This is a genomic window from Pseudacidovorax sp. (assembly GCF_017991995.1).
Classification (GTDB): domain Bacteria; phylum Pseudomonadota; class Gammaproteobacteria; order Burkholderiales; family Burkholderiaceae_C; genus Xenophilus.
Map to the genome: position 1 here is coordinate 72,354 of NZ_JAGOPN010000017.1, position 17,973 is coordinate 90,326.

A 17,973-nucleotide genomic window follows, 5' to 3' on the forward strand; every position below is an offset into this window, starting at 1 on the left:
ACTGCGCGGGAACCTCTGGCAAACGTGTTTCCTCCATTCAACCTCAGAGAAAAAAGCCCATGGCCATCGAACGCACCCTGTCCATCATCAAGCCTGACGCTGTCGCCAAGAACGTGATCGGCAAGATCGTCTCCCGTTTCGAGGCCGCCGGCCTGAAGATCGCTGCCGCCAAGCTGGTGCACCTCTCGCGCGCCGAAGCCGAGCAGTTCTACGGCGTGCACAAGGAGCGTCCTTTCTTCAAGGACTTGGTCGACTTCATGATCTCCGGCCCCGTGTTCGTGCAGGTCCTCGAAGGCGAAGACGCCATCGCCAAGAACCGCGACCTGATGGGCGCCACCGACCCCAAGAAGGCCGCTGCCGGCACCATCCGCGCCGACTTCGCCGAGAGCATTGACGCCAACGCCGTGCACGGCTCCGACGCCCCCGAGACGGCGGCCAACGAAGTCGCCTTCTTCTTCCCCTCGATGAACGTCTACAGCCGCTGAGGCTGAACCAGCCCGAGCCCGCGCCATGACTGCCACCAACCTGCTCGATCTCGATCTGGAAGGGCTGGCCGCGTTCTGCGAGGGCCTGGGCGAAAAGCGTTTTCGCGCCACGCAACTGTTCCGCTGGATCCACCAGCGTGGCGCCAGCGATTTCGAGCAGATGAGCGATCTGGCGAAGTCGCTGCGCGGCAAGCTGGCCGGCTGCGCCACCGTCACCGGCCTACCGGTGCTGACGCAGCAGGAGTCGGCCGACGGCACCATCAAATGGCTGTTCGATGTCGGCAACGGCGATGCCGTCGAGGCCGTGTTCATTCCTGAAGACGACCGCGGCACGCTGTGCGTGTCCTCGCAGGCGGGTTGCGCCGTGGGCTGCCGCTTCTGCTCCACAGGGCACCAGGGTTTCAGCCGCAACCTGAGCACCGGCGAGATCGTCGCGCAGCTCTGGTTTGCCGAACATTTCCTGCGCCGCCATCTGGGGCGCGACGAGCGCGTCATCTCCAACGTGGTGATGATGGGCATGGGCGAGCCGCTGCAGAACTACGGCGCGCTGGTGCCGGCGCTTCGGACCATGCTGGACGACAACGCCTACGGCCTCTCGCGTCGGCGCGTGACGGTGTCCACGTCTGGTGTGGTGCCCATGATGGATCGCCTGGGCGCCGACTGCCCCGTGGCCCTGGCGGTGTCGCTGCATGCACCCAACGATGCCTTGCGCGACGACCTGGTGCCGCTGAACCGCAAGTACCCGCTGGCCGAGCTCATGAGCGCCTGCAAGCGCTACCTAGAGCCCGCCCCGCGCGACTTCATCACCTTCGAATACTGCATGCTGGATGGCGTCAACGACCAGCCCGAGCATGCCCGTCAGCTGATTGAGCTGGTGCGCACGAGTGGCGTCTCCTGCAAGTTCAACCTGATCCCCTTCAATCCCTTCCCCGCTTCCGGCCTGCTGCGCTCGCCCGCGCCGCGCGTGCAGGCCTTTGCGCGCCTGCTGGCCGACGCGGGCATCGTCACCACGGTGCGCAAGACGCGGGGTGACGACATCGACGCCGCCTGCGGCCAGTTGGCCGGTGACGTCAAGGATCGCACGCGGGCCGCCGAGCGTATGGCCGAGCGGCGCGTCGTGATGATGCGCAAGGCCGAGTCTCCGCCGCCGGATCGCCAGCCTGTTGGAGAAGCCGCACGATGAGCCTGCGCTGGCCGCGCTTCCATTCCGCCCAGGGGCGTCTTCTGGCGCTCGTTCCGGTGCTCTGCATGGCGGCACTGGTTTCGGCGTGCAAGAGCACGGCGCCGGCGGTGGTGACGCCGCCGCCGCCGGCGGGCAACGCGCCGCTGCAGGTGGAGCCGGTCGATCCGGCCGTGCAGGCCAAGCGCAGGGCGCAACTGCGCCTGCAACTGGCGCTGGGCTACTTCGAGCAGGGCCAGAACCAGGTCGCGCTCGAGGAGATCGGCAATGCCCTGGCGGCCGATCCGTCGCTGGGGGCGGCGTACAACCTGCGCGGTCTGGTCTACATGCGCCTGGACGATCCGGCGCAGGCCGAGGACAGCTTCCGCCGGGCGGTGGCGCTCAATCCGCGGGACGGCGACGCGCTGCACAACTACGGCTGGCTGATGTGCCAGCAGAAGCGCTATGCCGATGCCGTCCAGCGTTTTGGCGCTGCCCTGGCCGTGCCGGGCTACCGCGACGCGGCACGCACCTGGATGACCCAGGGCGTGTGCCAGATGCAGGCCGGCGACAGCGCAGGGGCGCAGCGCTCGCTGATGCAGGCCTACGAGCTCGACAGTGCCAATCCGGTGGTCGGCTACAACCTGGCGCTGTTGCTCTACCAGCGCCGCGACGACGTGCGCGCCCAGTTCTACATCCGGCGCGTGAACAACGGCCCGTCCGCGAATGCAGAGTCGCTCTGGCTCGGCATGCGCATCGAGCGCCGGCTCGGCAATGCGGAGGCGGTCTCCCAACTGGGAATTCAGCTGCGTCGCCGCTTCCCGGACGCGCGCGAGACGCTGGCCTATGAGCGTGGAAATTTCAATGACTGATCAGGCGAGCGACGCGGCCGTCCAGGGCGGCGCCCCGGCATCCAACCCTGCCCAGCCGACTGCAGGGCAATTGCTGCGGGAGGCGCGCGAGATGCACGGCCTCCATCTCGAGGTTGTCGCCGCGGCGCTGAAGGTGCCCGTCCAGAAGCTCGCCGCGCTGGAGGCCGACGATCTGGCGCTCCTGCCCGATCCCGTGTTCGCGCGCGCGCTGGCGGCCAGTGTCTGCCGCGCCTTGCGCGTCGATCCTGCACCGGTGCTGGCGCGGCTGCCGGGTGCGCCCCGGGCCTCCCTGGCCGAATCCGACCGTGCGGTCGGCGGCGCCATCAAATCCACTTCGCATCGCAACGCGGGACTCGGGCGGACGACGCAGGGCCTGTCGCGCCCATTGATCGCTGTGGTGGCGCTGCTGCTGGGTGCGGCGGCCTTGCTGTTCTGGGTGCCGCAGAGCGCCATCGACAAGGTGACGGCAGCCCTGGCTCCGCAGGGCGGGCGCTCGCCATCCGCGCAGGGCGAATCCACGACCACGGCCGACGCACCGACCAGCGGGACGCCTGAGGCTGCGGCCATCGGTCAAGCCACGCCGGCGGCGCCTGTGCCAGCGACCGCGGCGTCGCAGCCTGCGGTCGCCGAAGCGCCGGCCGCCGCTCCAGCGGCCGCGCCTGCGTCGTCGGAGGCGATCCAGATCACGGCCAAGGGCGAGGCCTGGGTGTCGGTGTCCGAGGCGGGCGGCCGGTTGCTGCAGCAGCGCACGCTGGCCAATGGCGAGACGCTGGCGCTCTCCGGCAAGCTGCCGCTGGCGGTGATCATCGGCCGCGCGTCCGCGGTGGACGTATTGGTGCACGGCAAGCCTTTCGACCTGACGCCCATCGCCCGGGGCGGCGGCGTCGCCCGCTTCGAAGTCAAGGCGGAGGCGCCGTGAACCGGCGCCTGCGCCGTTCGCGCGGCAGCCTCCGGGCTGTCTTCGCGCAGGAGTCCGCACGATGAGCTTCGACCGCATCCTCGACCCCGCCGCCTTGCCCATTGCGGCGGCCTCACCGGCAGGGCGCCGCTCGCGCCAGGCCCGCGTGGTCTGGGGCCCGCGCGTGGTCACGGTGGGCGGCGACGCGCCGGTGCGCGTGCAGTCCATGACCAACACCGACACGGTGGACGCCATCGGCACCGCCATCCAGGTCAAGGAGCTGGCGCAGGCCGGCTCCGAGATGGTCCGCATCACCGTCAACACGCCCGAGGCGGCGGCCCAGGTGCCCTACATCCGCGAGCAACTCGACCGTATGGGGGTGGACGTGCCGCTGGTGGGCGACTTCCACTACAACGGCCACCGGCTGCTGACCGACTTTCCGGCCTGTGCCGAGGCGCTGTCCAAGTACCGCATCAACCCCGGCAACGTCGGCAAGGGCGACAAGAAGGACCGCCAGTTCGGCCAGATGATCGAAGCCGCCATGCGCTGGAACAAGGTGGTGCGCATCGGCGTGAACTGGGGCAGCCTGGACCAGGAACTGCTGGCCGGCCTGATGGACGCCAACAGCCGCCGCGCCCAGCCCTGGGACGCCAAGGCCGTGATGTACGAGGCGCTGGTGAGCTCGGCCATCGACTCCGCCCGCCTGGCCGAATCGATGGGCATGAACGGCGACCAGATCATCCTCAGCTGCAAGGTGAGCGGTGTGCAGGACCTGATCTCCGTCTACCGCGAACTGGCCCGCCGCTGCGACTACGCGCTGCACCTGGGCCTGACCGAGGCCGGCATGGCGACCAAGGGCACGGTCGCCTCGGCCACCGCGCTGTCGATCCTGCTGCAGGAAGGCATCGGCGACACCATCCGTGTGAGCCTGACGCCCCAGCCCGGCGAGGCCCGCACGCAGGAGGTCGTGATCGCTGCCGAGATCCTGCAGGCTCTGGGCCTGCGTGTGTTCGTGCCCAGCGTCACGGCGTGCCCCGGCTGCGGCCGCACCACCAGCACCACCTTCCAGGAGCTGGCCAAGCAGATCGACGACTACCTGCGCATGCAGATGCCCGTCTGGCGCAATCGGTACCCGGGCGTGGAGGCGCTGAAGGTGGCCGTCATGGGCTGCATCGTCAACGGCCCGGGCGAGAGCAAACATGCGGACATCGGCATCAGCCTGCCCGGCACCGGGGAGGCGCCGGCCGCGCCCGTCTTCATCGACGGCGAGAAGGCGCTGACCCTGCGCGGCGAGAACATCGCCGCCGAATTCCACCAGATCGTCGAAAACTACATCGAGAAGCGCTTCGGCCAGGCCACGGCCACCGCAGGCGCCTGATCGACCCCCCGTCACCCATGGCTGAAAAGATCAGTGCCGTCAAAGGCATGAACGACATCCTGCCGCCGGAATCGGCGCGCTGGGAATGGCTCGAAGGCATCGTGCGCGAACAGATGGCGCGCCATGCCTACCGCAACATCCGCACCCCGATCCTGGAGCACACCGCGCTGTTCGTGCGCGGCATCGGCGAGGTGACCGACATCGTCGAGAAGGAGATGTACTCCTTCGAGGACCGCCTCAATGGCGAGCATCTGACGCTGCGCCCGGAGAACACCGCCAGCGTGGTGCGAGCGGTGACGGAGCATTCATTTCTCTATGACGGGCCCAAGCGGCTCTGGTACACCGGCCCCATGTTCCGCCACGAGCGGCCGCAGCGCGGACGCTACCGGCAGTTCCACCAGATCGGCGCCGAGGCACTGGGCTTTGCCGGCCCCGATGTCGATGCGGAACTCATCTTGCTGGCCGCTTCGCTATGGAAGGCGCTGGGCCTGACCGACGTGCGGCTGGAGATCAACAGCCTGGGCCAGCCGGCCGAGCGCGCCGCACACCGCGCCCAGCTCATTGCCCACTTCGAGCAGCATGCCGACAAGCTGGACGAGGACGGCAAGCGCCGCCTGCACAGCAATCCGCTGCGCATCCTCGATACCAAGAACCCGGCGATGAAGGACGTGGTCGAGGCGGCGCCGAAGCTGCTCGACTTCCTGGGCGAGGACTCGCTGGCGCACTTCGATGGCCTGCGCGCCATCCTCGATGCCAACGGCATTGCTTACACCATCAACCCGCGGCTGGTCCGCGGCCTGGACTACTACAACCTGTCGGTGTTCGAGTTCGTCACCGATCGTCTGGGTGCCCAGGGCACGGTGTGCGCCGGCGGCCGCTATGACGATCTCATCGCTCAGATTGGCGGGAAGCCCGCGCCGGCCGTGGGCTGGGCGATGGGCGTGGAGCGCGTGCTGGCGCTGCTGGAAGAGCAGGGCGCCGAATTCCCGACGCCGGCTGCAGACGTGTTCGCCGTGGTGCCCGACGCCGCGGCCATGCCGGTCGTGTTGCGCACCTTGACCCAGTTGCGGGCGCAGGGCGTGCAGGTGCAGATGCACGCGGCCGGGCCCGATGGCCAGGGCAGTTTCAAGTCGCAGTTCAAGCGGGCCGACGCCAGCGGCGCGCGGTTTGCGCTCATCTTCGGCGCCGATGAACTGGCCCGTGGCGAGGTCACCGTGAAATCCTTGCGCGACGGCACGGGCGCCCAGATCGCGCGTCCGCTCGACGACGTGGCCGCCTGGGCCCCCAGCCTACAATCCGCCGCTTCCCAAGACTGACCCTCCGTATGGCGACCCATCTCGATCTCGAAGAGCAGGAACAGCTCGACCGCCTCAAGCACTTCTGGAATCTCTACGGCAATCTGATCACCGGTGTCGTGATCCTGGCCGCGGTGGCAGTGCTGGGCTGGAACGGCTGGCAGTACTGGCAGCAGCGCCAGTCCACGCAAGCCGCCGCGCTTTACGACGAGCTCGATCGTGCGGCGCAGGCCGGCGATCCGGCCAAGGTCCAGCGGGCTTTCGACGACATGACCAGCCGCTTCGGCGGCACGGTCTATGCCCAGCAGGCGGGCCTGCTGGCCAGCAAGACGCTGGCCGACAAGGGCCAGGCCGATGCCAGCCGCGCGGCGCTGACCTGGGTGGCGGACAAGGGCAGCGATCCCGGCTATCGCGCTGTCGCGCGGCTGCGCCTGGCTGCGGCGCTGATGGAGACCAAGGCCTACGACGAGGCCCTCAAGCAGCTCGACGGCAGCTTCCCTGAGGAATTCAAGGGCCTGGTGGCCGACCGCCGTGGCGATGTGCTGCTGGCGCAGGGCAAGCGCAACGAGGCGCAGGCCGAATACAAGAAGGCATGGGCCGCCCTGGCCCAGGACGCGGCTTATCGCAGGCTGGTGGAGGTCAAGCTCAACGCCGTGGGCGTCGACCCGGCTTCGCTCTCGGCCAAGGCCACTTCCTGAAAACGGATCCGATTCATGACCCTGTCGAAGCTTTCCACGTCCACTGTCTCCGCCCTGCGGGCCACCTGTGCCGGCCTCCTCGTGGCAGCGCTGGCCGCCTGCTCAGGCGCGCCCAAGCTGAAGCCGGAGGAGCTGCCGGCGAATCCGGCCACGCTCGGCGTGAGCCAGGCCTGGAGCGTCAAGATGCCGTCGGTGAGCTTTCCGCTGCGCGCGGCGGTCAGCGGCGACCGCGTGACCGTGGCAGCTTCGGACGGCACCGTGGTGGCCATCGACGCCCGTCAGGGCCGCGAGCTGTGGCGCACCCAGGTGGGCGCGCCGCTGTCGGCAGGCGTGGGCAGCGACGGCCAGCTCGCCGCGGTCGTGACCCGCAACAACGAACTCGTCGCGATCGAGGCCGGCAAGGTCATCTGGAAGGAGCGCCTTCCCGCCGAGACCTTCACGCCGCCGCTGGTGGCTGGCCGCCGGGTCTTCGTGCAGACGGCCGATCGCACCACGGCAGCCTTCGATGGCCAGAGCGGCCGTCGGCTCTGGCAGCAGAGCCGGGCTGGCGCCGATTCCCTGGTGCTGCGCAAGCCGGGCGTGCTGCTGCCTTTCGGTGACACGCTGGTCACCGGCATCGGGGCACGTCTGGTGGGCATGAACCCGGCCAATGGCAACTCGCGTTGGGAGGTGCCCGTCGCGTCCCCGCGTGGGACGAACGATGTGGAACGGCTGGTCGACCTGACCGGCACCGTCAGCCGTGTGGGCGACAGCATCTGTGCGCGGGCCTACTACGCGGCCGTCGGCTGTGTGGATGCCCAGCGTGGCGCGCTGACGTGGACCCAGCCGGCCGTCGGCTCTGAAGGCGTCTCCGGCGACGACACCCTGGTGTACGGCGTGGAAAGCAACGGCACCGTCCAGGCCTGGCGTCGTGCCGACGGCCAGCGCGCCTGGAGCATGGAGCGCCTGCGCCTGCGCAATCTGACGGCACCGCTGGCCGTGGGCCGCACCCTGGTCATCGGCGAGGACACGGGCACCGTGCACTTCCTCTCGCGCCAGGATGGCGCCGTGCTCAACCGCCTGGTGCCCGACGGTTCTGCCGTGGCTGCCGCGCCGACGGTCGCTGCCGACACGGTCGTGATCGTCACCCGCAACGGCGGCGTGTTCGGCTACCGGCCCGACTGATTCCCGCATGGCCGGCGCCTGCCGGCCGTTTTTTCAATGATCCGCTCTCTGAACGAAGGTTTGCATGAAGCCGGTTCTCGCGCTCGTAGGGCGCCCCAACGTCGGCAAGTCGACCCTGTTCAACCGCCTGACGGGCACGCGCGACGCCATCGTGGCCGACTTTGCCGGCCTGACCCGTGACCGGCACTACGGCAGCGGCCGGGCGGGGCCGCGCGAGTTCATCGTCATCGACACCGGCGGCTTCGAGCCCGATGCCGGCAGCGGCATCTACCAGGAGATGGCCAAGCAGACGCGGCAGGCCGTGGCCGAGGCCGATGTGATCGTCTTCGTCGTGGATGCGCGCGAGGGCCTGTCGGCCCAGGATCACGACATCGCCGGCGAACTGCGCCGGCTCGGCAAGCCCTGCGTCCTCGCTGCCAACAAGGCCGAGGGCATGAAGGACAGCGGACGCCTGGCCGAGTTCTACGAGCTGGGGCTCGGAGACGTGCATGCCGTCTCGTCGGCACACGGCCAGGGCGTGCGCACGCTGGTCGATCTGGCCCTCGACATGCTGCCGCCCGTCGAGGAGGACGACGCCGATGCGCAGGACGAGGAGGGCGTGCGCCCTATCCGTCTGGCGGTGGCCGGTCGCCCCAACGTGGGCAAGTCGACGCTGATCAACACCTGGCTCGGCGAAGAGCGACTGGTGGCCTTCGACATGCCTGGCACCACGCGCGACGCCATCTCGGTCCCGCTGGAGCGTAATGGGCAGCGCTTCGAGCTGATCGATACCGCCGGTCTGCGCCGCAAGGGGCGCGTGTTCGAGGCCATCGAGAAGTTCTCGGTGGTCAAGACGCTGCAGGCCATCGAGTCGGCCAACGTCGTGCTGCTGCTGATCGATGCCACACAGGGCGTCACCGATCAGGACGCGCACATCGCCGGCTTCATCCTGGAGGCGGGCCGGGCGGTGGTCATCGCCGTCAACAAATGGGATGCCGTCGACAGCTACCAGCGCGAGCAACTGCAGCGGCAGATCGAGAACCGGCTGCCCTTTCTCAAGTTCGCCGCGCTGCACTTCATCTCGGCGAAGAAGCGGCTGGGCGTGGGGCCGGTGTGGCAGTCGATCATCCAGGCCCACCGTTCGGCCACGCGCAAGATGGCGACGCCCGTGCTCACGCGCGTGCTGCTGGAGTCGGTGCAGTTCCAGGCGCCCAAGAAGAGCGGCATGTACCGGCCCAAGTTGCGCTATGCGCACCAGGGCGGCATGAATCCACCGGTGATCGTCATCCACGGGAATTCGCTGGAACATGTGAGCGACAGCTATCGCCGATTCCTGGAGACGCGCTTCCGCAAGGAGTTCGACCTGATCGGCACGCCGCTGCGCATCGAGTTCAAGACTTCGCATAACCCCTATGCCGACAAGGACGGATCGTGATCCGTCATCATGGCGTCCCCTCCGGGCAGTAGCCGCTCTTTTTACGACGGCTTTCGCACGCGAATGTTGCAGTGCGGAAACCCTGTGTTAAGGTGCCCGGTCCAACAACTCTTCTTCTGAACACGGAGAATATCGTGAGCAACAAAGGGCAACTTCTACAAGACCCGTTCCTGAACACGCTGCGCCGCGAGCATGTTCCTGTCTCGATCTATCTGGTCAACGGCATCAAGCTGCAGGGCCAGATCGAGTCTTTCGACCAGTACGTCGTGCTGCTTCGCAACACGGTGACGCAAATGGTCTACAAGCACGCCATCTCGACCATCGTGCCCGGCCGGGCCGTCAATTTCTCGGTCACCGAGAGCGACGCCAGCGCCTGAGTGGCATGGGACGGGTTGGCGAACCGTCAACCCGTCCAACATGCATCAGGCTCCCCCGCATTTGTCTGAATCCATCCCCCGCCAAGAAGGCGCGGCCGTTCTGGTCGGCGTCGACTTTGGCCTTCCCCATTTCGATGGCGAGCTCGAAGAACTCGGCCTTCTCGCCCAGACTGCCGGGCTCGACCCGGTCGCCCGCCTGAGCTGCAAACGCAAGGCACCCGACGCGGCGCTGTTCGTCGGCAGCGGCAAGGCGGAGGAGATCCGCGAACTGGCGCTGATGCACCGCGCCAGCGAGGTGATCTTCGATCAGGCTCTGTCGCCCGCCCAGCAGCGCAACCTCGAACGCGAGTTGGGCGTGGCCGTGTACGACCGCACCTTCCTCATTCTCGAGATCTTTGCCCAGCGGGCGCGCAGCCACGAGGGCAAGCTTCAGGTTGAGCTGGCCCGGCTGCAATACCTCAGCACGCGCCTCGTGCGGCGCTGGTCCCACCTGGAGCGCCAGACGGGCGGTGCCGGTGTGCGGGGCGGCCCAGGTGAGAAGCAGATCGAACTCGACCGCCGGATGATCGATTCGTCGATCAAGCGCACCCGCGAGCGTCTGGCCAAGGTGCAGAAGCAGCGTGGTACGCAGCGGCGGCAGCGCGAGCGGCGCGACACCTTCAACATCTCGCTGGTCGGCTACACCAACGCCGGCAAGTCCTCGCTGTTCAACGCGCTGGTCAAGGCGCGTGCCTATGCGGCCGACCAGCTCTTTGCCACGCTGGACACCACCACCCGCCATCTCTACCTCGGCGATGTGGGTCGGCGCGTGTCGATCTCGGACACGGTCGGTTTCATTCGCGAACTGCCCCACGGCCTGGTGGATGCCTTCAAGGCCACGCTGCAGGAGGCGGTGGATGCCGACCTGCTTCTGCACGTGGTGGATGCCGCCAATCCTCACCATCCCGAGCAGATCGCGGAGGTGCAGCAGGTGCTGGCCGACATCGGCGCGACCGACGTGCCGCAACTGCTGGTCTTCAACAAGCTGGACGCCCTGCCCGAGGAGCGGCGTCCGCTCAAGCTCGCCGATGAGATGGAGCTGGATGGCCAGGCCGTCCCGCGCCTCTTCGTGAGTGCCCACACGGGCGAGGGCCTGCCCGCGCTGCGTGGGGCGCTGGCCCAGCGTGCCGAAGCGGCCGCGATCACCCCATGGTCGCAGTCCGAATTGCAGAGTGCCGAGCACTGATTGGGCACAATAGCCCGCGCCAATCACACCTAATCACCGAATGAAGTCAATGCCTGTGTGGAGACGGGTTCAGGGAATGTTCAACCTGAACGATGGCCGTTGGGGTCGGGGCGACGATGCGTCGTCCTCCTCCGAGGGCGACCGCCCGTCCACGAGCCGGCCGGAGGGCGAGCCGCCCGTGCCGCCTTCCAACCCCCGTCCGAGGAATCCGGGTCCCAACCAGGGGCCGCCGGATCTCGACGAACTCTGGCGCGACTTCAATCGCAAGCTCGGCGGCCTGTTCGGCGGTCGCGGTGGCAATGGCGGTGGTCCGCGTCCGCCCAATTTCGGCGGCGGCAAGCCTGACATGAAGAATGCGGGCTTCGGCATCGGTGCCGTCATCGGCGTCGCGTTGCTGATCTGGCTGGGCACCGGCTTTTTCATCGTCAACGAAGGCCAGCAGGCGGTGATCACCCAGTTCGGTCGCTACAAGCAGACCGTGGGTGCCGGCTTCAACTGGCGCCTTCCCTATCCGATCCAGCGCCACGAGATCGTGGTGGTCACGCAGATCCGTTCGGCCGATGTCGGTCGTGACGCCATCGTGCGTTCGACTGGCCTGCGCGAGTCGGCCATGCTGACCGAGGACGAGAACATCGTCGAGATCAAGTTTGCGGTGCAGTACCGCTTGTCCGACGCACGGGCCTGGCTGTTCGAAAGCAAGAGCCCGTCCGAGACCGTGGTGCAGGTGGCCGAGACCGCCGTGCGCGAGGTCGTGGGCAAGATGAAGATGGACGCCGCACTCGCCGAGGAGCGCGACCAGATCTCTCCGCGGGTGCGCCAGCTGATGCAGACCATCCTCGACCGCTACAAGGTGGGCGTGGAAGTCGTCGGCATCAACCTGCAGCAGGGCGGCGTGCGTCCGCCCGAGCAGGTGCAGTCCGCCTTCGATGATGTGCTCAAGGCCGGCCAGGAGCGCGAGCGCGCGAAGAACGAGGCCCAGGCCTATGCCAATGACGTGGTGCCGCGTGCCGTGGGTACGGCTTCGCGCCTGAAGGAAGAGGCCGAGGCGTACAAGGCCCGTGTGGCGGCGCAGGCCCAGGGTGATGCGCAGCGCTTCGGCCAGGTGCTGGCCGAGTACCAGAAGGCGCCGCAGGTCACGCGTGACCGCATGTACACCGACACCATGCAGCAGATCTATGCCAACACCAGCAAGGTGCTGGTCGAAAGCCGTCAGGGCTCGAACCTGCTGTACCTGCCGCTGGACAAGTTGATGCAGCAGAGCGGATCGCAGAATACGCCCGCGCCGGCCGACGGCGCACCGCCGGCGGTGGCGGGCACCGCCGTGCCGCAATCCTCGGCCATCCCGGTCGCTCCTTCGGGTGATTCGCGCGCCCGCGACGCTCGCTCGCGCGAGCGTGACGTCCGCTGAAACCGGGGAGAACAAGAACATGAACAGAATCGGATTCATCGGCGCCTCGCTGCTCATCCTGCTGGTGCTCGCCAGCTCCATGCTTTTCGTGGTGGACCAGCGCCAGTTCGGCGTGGTCTACCAGCTAGGCCAGATCAAGGAAGTCATCACCGAGCCGGGCCTCAAGTTCAAGTTGCCCCCGCCCGTGCAGAACGTCTCGTACATCGACAAGCGCCTGCTGACGCTGTCGAGCATGGACACCGAACCCATGCTGACGGCCGAGAAACAGCGCGTTGTGATCGACTGGTACGTGCGCTGGCGCATCGTGGATCCGTCGGCCTACATCCGCAACGTCGGCCTCGATGAGAGCGCCGGTGCTGTGCAGCTCAACCGCGTGGTCCGCAATGCCTTCCAGGAGAACATTAACAAGCGCACCGTGCGCGACCTGATCTCCGCGCGCCGCGAGGACGTGATGAACGACGTCCGCCGCGAGGTGCTGAGTGTGGTGCAGGGCGGCAACGCCTGGGGCATCGACATCGTGGATGTCCGTGTGACGCGCATCGACTATGTCGAGGCCATCACCGAGTCGGTCTACCGTCGCATGGAGGCCGAGCGCAAGCGTGTGGCCAACGAGTTGCGTTCGACCGGCCAGGCCGAGGGCGAGAAGATCCGCGCCGACGCCGACCGTCAGCGCGAGGTCACGGTGGCCAACGCCTACCGCGACGCCCAGAAGATCAAGGGCGAGGGCGATGCGCAGGCGGCGTCCGCCTATGCCGATGCCTTCGGCCGCGATCCGCAGTTCGCGCAGTTCTACCGCAGCCTCGAGGCCTACAAGCAAAGCTTCAACAAGAAGAGCGACGTGCTGGTGGTGGATCCTGCCGCCACCGACTTCTTCCGCGCGATGCGCAGCAGCGGCAGTACCACCTCGCCCCAGCGCTGATGAGCGGCGACAGCCTCTGGCAGGCGCTGGCGCTCGTGCTGGTGATCGAGGGGCTGTTTCCGCTGCTCTCGCCGGGTGGCTGGCGTCGTGCGTTCAGCCAGCTGCTCCAGCTGCGCGACGGCCAACTGCGCTTCTTTGCCCTGTGCAGCGTGGCCGTCGGCGTGCTGCTCTTCTGGCTGGCGAGCTGAATCCCTTCGTCTTGCCGAAGGCCTTCCACGTGCGTCCTTGAGGCGACGGCCCGCCGCGGCCGTCTCCGGGGCGTTGTCGAGGGCCGTTAGAATCCCGTTTTAACCACGGCCTACACGCCATGTCCGCCTGGGTCCTCCCGGATCACATTGCCGATGTGCTGCCCTCCGAGGCGCGCCACATCGAAGAACTCCGACGCCAACTCCTCGACACCGCCCGCAGCTACGGCTACGAGCTGGTGATGCCGCCGCTCATCGAGCATCTGGAATCGCTGCTCTCGGGCACCGGCGAGGCGCTGGACCTGCAGACCTTCAAGCTCGTCGACCAACTCTCCGGCCGCAGCATGGGCCTGCGTGCCGACACCACGCCGCAGGTCGCCCGTATCGATGCGCACCTGCTCAATCGCGAAGGCGTGGCACGCTTGTGCTACTGCGGGCCCGTGCTGCATGCGCGGCCCGACGGTCCCAACGCCACCCGCGAGCCGCTGCAGTTCGGTGCCGAGATCTACGGCCATGCCGGCCGCGAGGCGGACCTCGAAGCGCTCGAACTCGCTCTCGCCGCGCTGCGTGCCGCGGATGTGCGCGATGCGCTCGTGGATCTGGCGGACGTGCGCATCGTGCGTGCCCTGCTGGCCGGCGCCCAGGCGCCCCGCGACATCCTGGAGCGCGTGCATGCGGCCCTGGCCGCCAAGGATGCGAGCACGCTGGTTGAACTCACACGCGGATTCCCGGCGCCTGTGCGCGATGCGCTGCGCGTCCTGCCCGAGCTGTACGGCGACCGCTTGGTGCTGGACGAAGCCGAACGCGTCTTGGCTGCCTTCCCTGACGCCCTGTCGGCCGTGGCGGGCCTGCGCTGGCTGTCGGCCCAGTTGGCCGAACTGGGCACCGCCCGCGTGAGCTTCGACCTGGCCGACCTTCAGGGCTATGCCTACTACAGCGGTGCCCGGTTTGCGATCTACGCTGAGGGTGCCAACGACTCGCTGGCGCGGGGCGGCCGTTATGACGAGGTGGGTGCGGTCTTCGGCCGCAACCGGCCAGCCGTGGGCTTCAGCCTGGACGTACGCAGCCTGGTGGCCGTGGTGCCGCGGCCGCCCCTGCGCGCGGCCATCCGTGCACCCTGGAGCGACACCGACGCTGGCCTGCGCAGTGCCATTGCGGCGCTGCGCGCCGGCGGCGAGACGGTGGTCTGCGTGCTGCCGGGCCATGAGAGCGAAATCGACGAATTCCACTGCGACCGCACGCTGAACTGCGTCGGCGGCCGGTGGGAAGTGCAAGCCATCTGATCAACGAGAACATTCATGAGCGTGACAACCGGACGTAACGTGGTCGTCGTCGGCACCCAGTGGGGCGACGAGGGCAAGGGCAAGCTGGTCGATTGGCTGACGGAAAGCGCCCAGGGTGTGGTGCGCTTCCAGGGCGGCCACAACGCGGGCCACACGCTGGTCATCAACGGCGTCAAGACGGCGCTGCACCTCATTCCCAGCGGCATCATGCGCCCGGGCGTGACCTGCTACATCGGCAACGGCGTGGTGCTGTCGTGCGCCAAACTGTTCGAAGAGATCGAAGGGCTGGAGAAAGCGGGGGTGGAGGTGCGTTCGCGCCTGCGCGTGTCCGAGGCCTGCCCGCTGATCCTGCCCTTCCACGCCGCGCTGGACGTGGCGCGCGAGGCTTATCGCGAAAAGGGCGGCATCGAGAAGATCGGGACCACCGGCCGCGGCATCGGCCCGGCCTACGAAGACAAGATCGCCCGCCGCGCGCTGCGCGTGCAGGACTTGAAGCACCCCGAGCGCTTCGCGCAGAAGCTGCGCGTGCTGCTCGACCTGCACAACCATGTGCTGACGCAGGTGCTGGGTGCCGAGCCCATCGACTTCGATGCTGTCTACAGCGAGGCGATGAAGCACGCCGAGGTGCTCAAGCCCATGATCGCCGACGTGTCACGTGAACTGAACGAGGCCCACCGCAACGGCGCCAACCTGCTGTTCGAAGGCGCGCAGGGCACGCTGCTTGATGTCGACCACGGCACCTATCCGTACGTCACCTCCAGCAACTGCGTGGCCGGCAATGCGGCCGCCGGCTCGGGCGTGGGCCCGGGCATGCTGCACTACGTGCTCGGCATCACCAAGGCCTACTGCACCCGCGTGGGCGGCGGCCCGTTCCCCACCGAGCTGGACTGGGAGAAGCCCGGCACCGTGGGCTACCACCTGTCGACCGTGGGTGCCGAGAAGGGCGTGACCACCGGCCGTTCGCGCCGCTGCGGCTGGTTCGACGCCGCGCTGCTCAAGCGCTCGGCCCAGGTCAACGGCCTGTCGGGGCTGTGCATCACCAAGCTCGACGTGCTGGACGGCATCGAGGAACTCAAGCTGTGCACCGGCTACGAGCTGGACGGCGAGCACATCGACATCCTGCCGCTGGGTGCCGACGAGATCGAGCGCTGCGTGCCGGTGTACGAGACGATGGAAGGCTGGTCCGACAGCACCGTGGGTGTGACGCAGTACGACAAGCTGCCGGTCAATGCCCGGCTGTACCTGCAGCGCATCGAGCAGGTGACGGGCGTGCCCATCGCCATGATCTCGACCAGCCCGGATCGTGACCACACGATCATGATGCGCCATCCCTACCTCGCCGATTGAACACGCCAGGAGCCCACGACCCATGTTGACCGAAGACGGCAAGCACCTGTACGTCAGCTACGACGAGTACCACAACCTCATCGAGAAGCTCGCGCTCAAGATCCACCAGTCCGGCTGGGAGTTCGACAACATCCTGTGCCTGGCCCGCGGCGGTATGCGGCCCGGCGATGTGCTGTCGCGCATCTTCGACAAGCCGCTGGCCATCATGTCCACCAGCTCGTACCGCTCCGAGGGCGGCACTATCCAGGGCCACCTGGACATCGCCCACTACATCACCACACCCAAAGGCGAGATCGCCGGCCGCGTGTTGCTGGTGGACGATCTGGCCGATTCCGGACACACGCTGCAGGCCGTGGTGGAACTGCTGCGCACCAAGTACGCCCCCATCACCGAGTTGCGCAGCGCGGTGCTCTGGACCAAGCAGCTGTCGGTGTTCACGCCCGACTACTCGGTGGAGTACCTGGAGACCAATCCCTGGATCCACCAGCCCTTCGAGGGCTACGACACGATGCGACCGGAGAAGCTGCTTAAGAAGTGGTCCGTCTGAAGAGGGGCTAGCATCGGTGGCATGAGCGCATCTGCCACCGACCTGATCCACCACCCCTACCTTCCCCCGTCGAGTTTCGAAGCCCCACAGCCGGGCATCTTCAAGGCCTCGACGGTCTTCTTCCCCAACGTCGCCGCGATGCGTGCGCGCGACTGGAAGAGCAAGGCCGGCTACACCTACGGCCTTCACGGCACCCCCACCACCTTCCTGCTCGAGGAACGGCTGGCAGCCCTCGAAGGCGGCAGCCAGTGCCTGCTGGCGCCGAGCGGGTTGGCCGCCATCTCGCTGGTGGCGCTCTCGCTGCTCAGCCGTGGCGACGAGGTGCTGATCCCCGACAACGCCTACGGCCCCAACAAGGCCCTGGCCACCGGTGAGCTCGCCAACTATGGCATCACCCACCGGTTGTACGACGCGATGGACCCCGCGGACCTCGCCGCCAAGATTTCCGAGCGCACCCGACTTGTCTGGATCGAGGCGCCGGGCTCGGTCACGATGGAGTTTCCCGACCTGCCCGCGCTGGTCGCGGCCTGCCGCGCGCGGAGCGTGGTCAGCGCACTCGACAACACCTGGGGCGCAGGGCTGGCCTTCAATCCCTTCGACCTCGTGGGCGACGGGCAGGGCGTGGACATCTCCGTCCATGCGCTCACCAAGTACCCGAGCGGCGGTGGCGATGTGCTGATGGGCAGCGTGGTCACCCGCGATGAGGCCCTGCACCTCAAGCTCAAGCTCACGCACATGCGCCTGGGCATCGGTGTCGGTGCCAACGACGCCGAGACGCTGCTGCGGGCGCTGCCCAGCGTGCATCTGCGCTATGCCGCGCACGACCGCGCGGCGCGCACCCTGGCCACTTGGCTGGGCGAGCGGGAGGAAATTGCGCAGGTGTTGCACCCGGCGCTGCCCGGCTCGCCCGGTCATGCGCACTGGCAGACGTTGTGCGGCGCCAGCGACCTGGCGGCCGGGCTCTTCTCGGTGGTTTTCGATGGCCGCTTTGCCGTCGAGGCCATCGACCGCTTCTGCGACAGTCTGAAGCTGTTCAAGCTGGGCTACTCGTGGGGCGGACCCATCAGCCTCGTCGTGCCCTACGACATCGGCCTGATGCGCGACCCTTCCGTGAGCCGCTGGCCCCACAAGGGCACGCTGGTGCGCTTCTCGGTGGGGCTGGAGCGGGTGGAGGACCTGCAGGCTGACCTGGCGCAGGCGCTCGCCCGGCTCTGAGCGCGGCTTCGGCTTCGCGCCGGACTCGCTAGCGCCTGGCGCGCCGTAGGCACGTCCTGCGATATCGCTTACATTGGGGCGGAGGCTGCCCCGAGCCCCGGGGC

At 67.9% G+C, this 17,973-nt stretch carries 18 protein-coding genes; all 18 read left to right on the top strand.

The genetic code is table 11. The features are described from left to right. Window positions 1–59 precede the first annotated feature (59 nt). The 18 genes from ndk (at window position 60) to KBC94_RS21315 (ending at window position 17,869) form a co-directional block, all read left to right on the top strand. Entirely contained in the window at window positions 60–485 is a 426-nt protein-coding gene (gene ndk, locus KBC94_RS21230; protein ID WP_017759345.1) for a nucleoside-diphosphate kinase, read from the top strand. Window positions 486–510: 25 nt separating this feature from the next. Continuing rightward, window positions 511–1,668 carry a 23S rRNA (adenine(2503)-C(2))-methyltransferase RlmN gene (rlmN, locus tag KBC94_RS21235; protein WP_294374773.1) on the top strand — a complete coding sequence of 386 codons (1,158 nt, stop codon included), beginning with the start codon at window positions 511–513 and terminating at the stop codon, window positions 1,666–1,668. After that, window positions 1,665–2,516: a type IV pilus biogenesis/stability protein PilW gene (pilW, locus tag KBC94_RS21240; RefSeq protein ID WP_294374775.1), complete on the top strand. Its 852-nt coding sequence runs from the start codon at window positions 1,665–1,667 to the stop codon at window positions 2,514–2,516. Before rlmN ends, pilW begins: the two co-directional genes overlap by 4 nt. After that, window positions 2,491–3,435: a helix-turn-helix domain-containing protein gene (locus KBC94_RS21245; RefSeq protein ID WP_294374776.1), complete on the top strand. Its 945-nt coding sequence runs from the start codon at window positions 2,491–2,493 to the stop codon at window positions 3,433–3,435. The genes pilW and KBC94_RS21245 overlap by 26 nt, the downstream gene beginning before the upstream one ends. A gap of 61 nt (window positions 3,436–3,496) precedes the next feature. Then, window positions 3,497–4,792 carry a flavodoxin-dependent (E)-4-hydroxy-3-methylbut-2-enyl-diphosphate synthase gene (ispG, locus tag KBC94_RS21250; RefSeq protein WP_294374779.1) on the top strand — a complete coding sequence of 432 codons (1,296 nt, stop codon included), beginning with the start codon at window positions 3,497–3,499 and terminating at the stop codon, window positions 4,790–4,792. A 17-nt stretch (window positions 4,793–4,809) separates the two neighbouring features. Further along, window positions 4,810–6,108 (top strand): histidine--tRNA ligase, encoded by a 1,299-nt coding sequence (hisS, locus tag KBC94_RS21255; protein ID WP_294374781.1) that lies wholly within the window; start codon window positions 4,810–4,812, stop codon window positions 6,106–6,108. Window positions 6,109–6,116: 8 nt separating this feature from the next. Next, window positions 6,117–6,785: a tetratricopeptide repeat protein gene (locus tag KBC94_RS21260; protein ID WP_294374783.1), complete on the top strand. Its 669-nt coding sequence runs from the start codon at window positions 6,117–6,119 to the stop codon at window positions 6,783–6,785. 15 nt (window positions 6,786–6,800) lie between these two features. Beyond that, on the top strand, window positions 6,801–7,949 hold the full coding sequence (bamB, locus tag KBC94_RS21265) for an outer membrane protein assembly factor BamB (protein WP_294374786.1): 1,149 nt from the start codon (window positions 6,801–6,803) through the stop codon (window positions 7,947–7,949). 64 nt (window positions 7,950–8,013) lie between these two features. Continuing rightward, entirely contained in the window at window positions 8,014–9,363 is a 1,350-nt protein-coding gene (gene der / locus KBC94_RS21270; protein WP_234194075.1) for a ribosome biogenesis GTPase Der, read from the top strand. A 116-nt stretch (window positions 9,364–9,479) separates the two neighbouring features. Next, the gene (hfq, locus tag KBC94_RS21275) at window positions 9,480–9,740 is read left to right on the top strand and encodes an RNA chaperone Hfq (protein WP_196933677.1); all 261 of its coding nucleotides are present in this window, start codon (window positions 9,480–9,482) and stop codon (window positions 9,738–9,740) included. Between the two features lie 61 nt (window positions 9,741–9,801). Next, window positions 9,802–10,965 (top strand): GTPase HflX, encoded by a 1,164-nt coding sequence (gene hflX / locus KBC94_RS21280; RefSeq protein ID WP_294374791.1) that lies wholly within the window; start codon window positions 9,802–9,804, stop codon window positions 10,963–10,965. A gap of 76 nt (window positions 10,966–11,041) precedes the next feature. Further along, window positions 11,042–12,373 carry an FtsH protease activity modulator HflK gene (gene hflK, locus KBC94_RS21285; RefSeq protein ID WP_294374793.1) on the top strand — a complete coding sequence of 444 codons (1,332 nt, stop codon included), beginning with the start codon at window positions 11,042–11,044 and terminating at the stop codon, window positions 12,371–12,373. Window positions 12,374–12,392: 19 nt separating this feature from the next. Further along, window positions 12,393–13,292: a protease modulator HflC gene (hflC, locus tag KBC94_RS21290; protein WP_294374794.1), complete on the top strand. Its 900-nt coding sequence runs from the start codon at window positions 12,393–12,395 to the stop codon at window positions 13,290–13,292. Beyond that, window positions 13,292–13,480 carry a DUF2065 domain-containing protein gene (locus KBC94_RS21295; RefSeq protein ID WP_294374796.1) on the top strand — a complete coding sequence of 63 codons (189 nt, stop codon included), beginning with the start codon at window positions 13,292–13,294 and terminating at the stop codon, window positions 13,478–13,480. The genes hflC and KBC94_RS21295 overlap by 1 nt, the downstream gene beginning before the upstream one ends. Window positions 13,481–13,599: 119 nt before the next feature. Continuing rightward, window positions 13,600–14,760, top strand: a complete 1,161-nt coding sequence (locus KBC94_RS21300) for an ATP phosphoribosyltransferase regulatory subunit (protein WP_294374798.1) — start codon at window positions 13,600–13,602, stop codon at window positions 14,758–14,760. 15 nt (window positions 14,761–14,775) lie between these two features. Then, window positions 14,776–16,107: an adenylosuccinate synthase gene (locus KBC94_RS21305; RefSeq protein ID WP_043114796.1), complete on the top strand. Its 1,332-nt coding sequence runs from the start codon at window positions 14,776–14,778 to the stop codon at window positions 16,105–16,107. Window positions 16,108–16,129: 22 nt separating this feature from the next. Then, a complete protein-coding gene (locus tag KBC94_RS21310; RefSeq protein ID WP_017760720.1) occupies window positions 16,130–16,654 on the top strand; it encodes a phosphoribosyltransferase in 525 nt (174 codons plus the stop codon). Between the two features lie 21 nt (window positions 16,655–16,675). Next, window positions 16,676–17,869: a PLP-dependent transferase gene (locus KBC94_RS21315; RefSeq protein ID WP_294374803.1), complete on the top strand. Its 1,194-nt coding sequence runs from the start codon at window positions 16,676–16,678 to the stop codon at window positions 17,867–17,869. Window positions 17,870–17,973 lie beyond the last annotated feature (104 nt).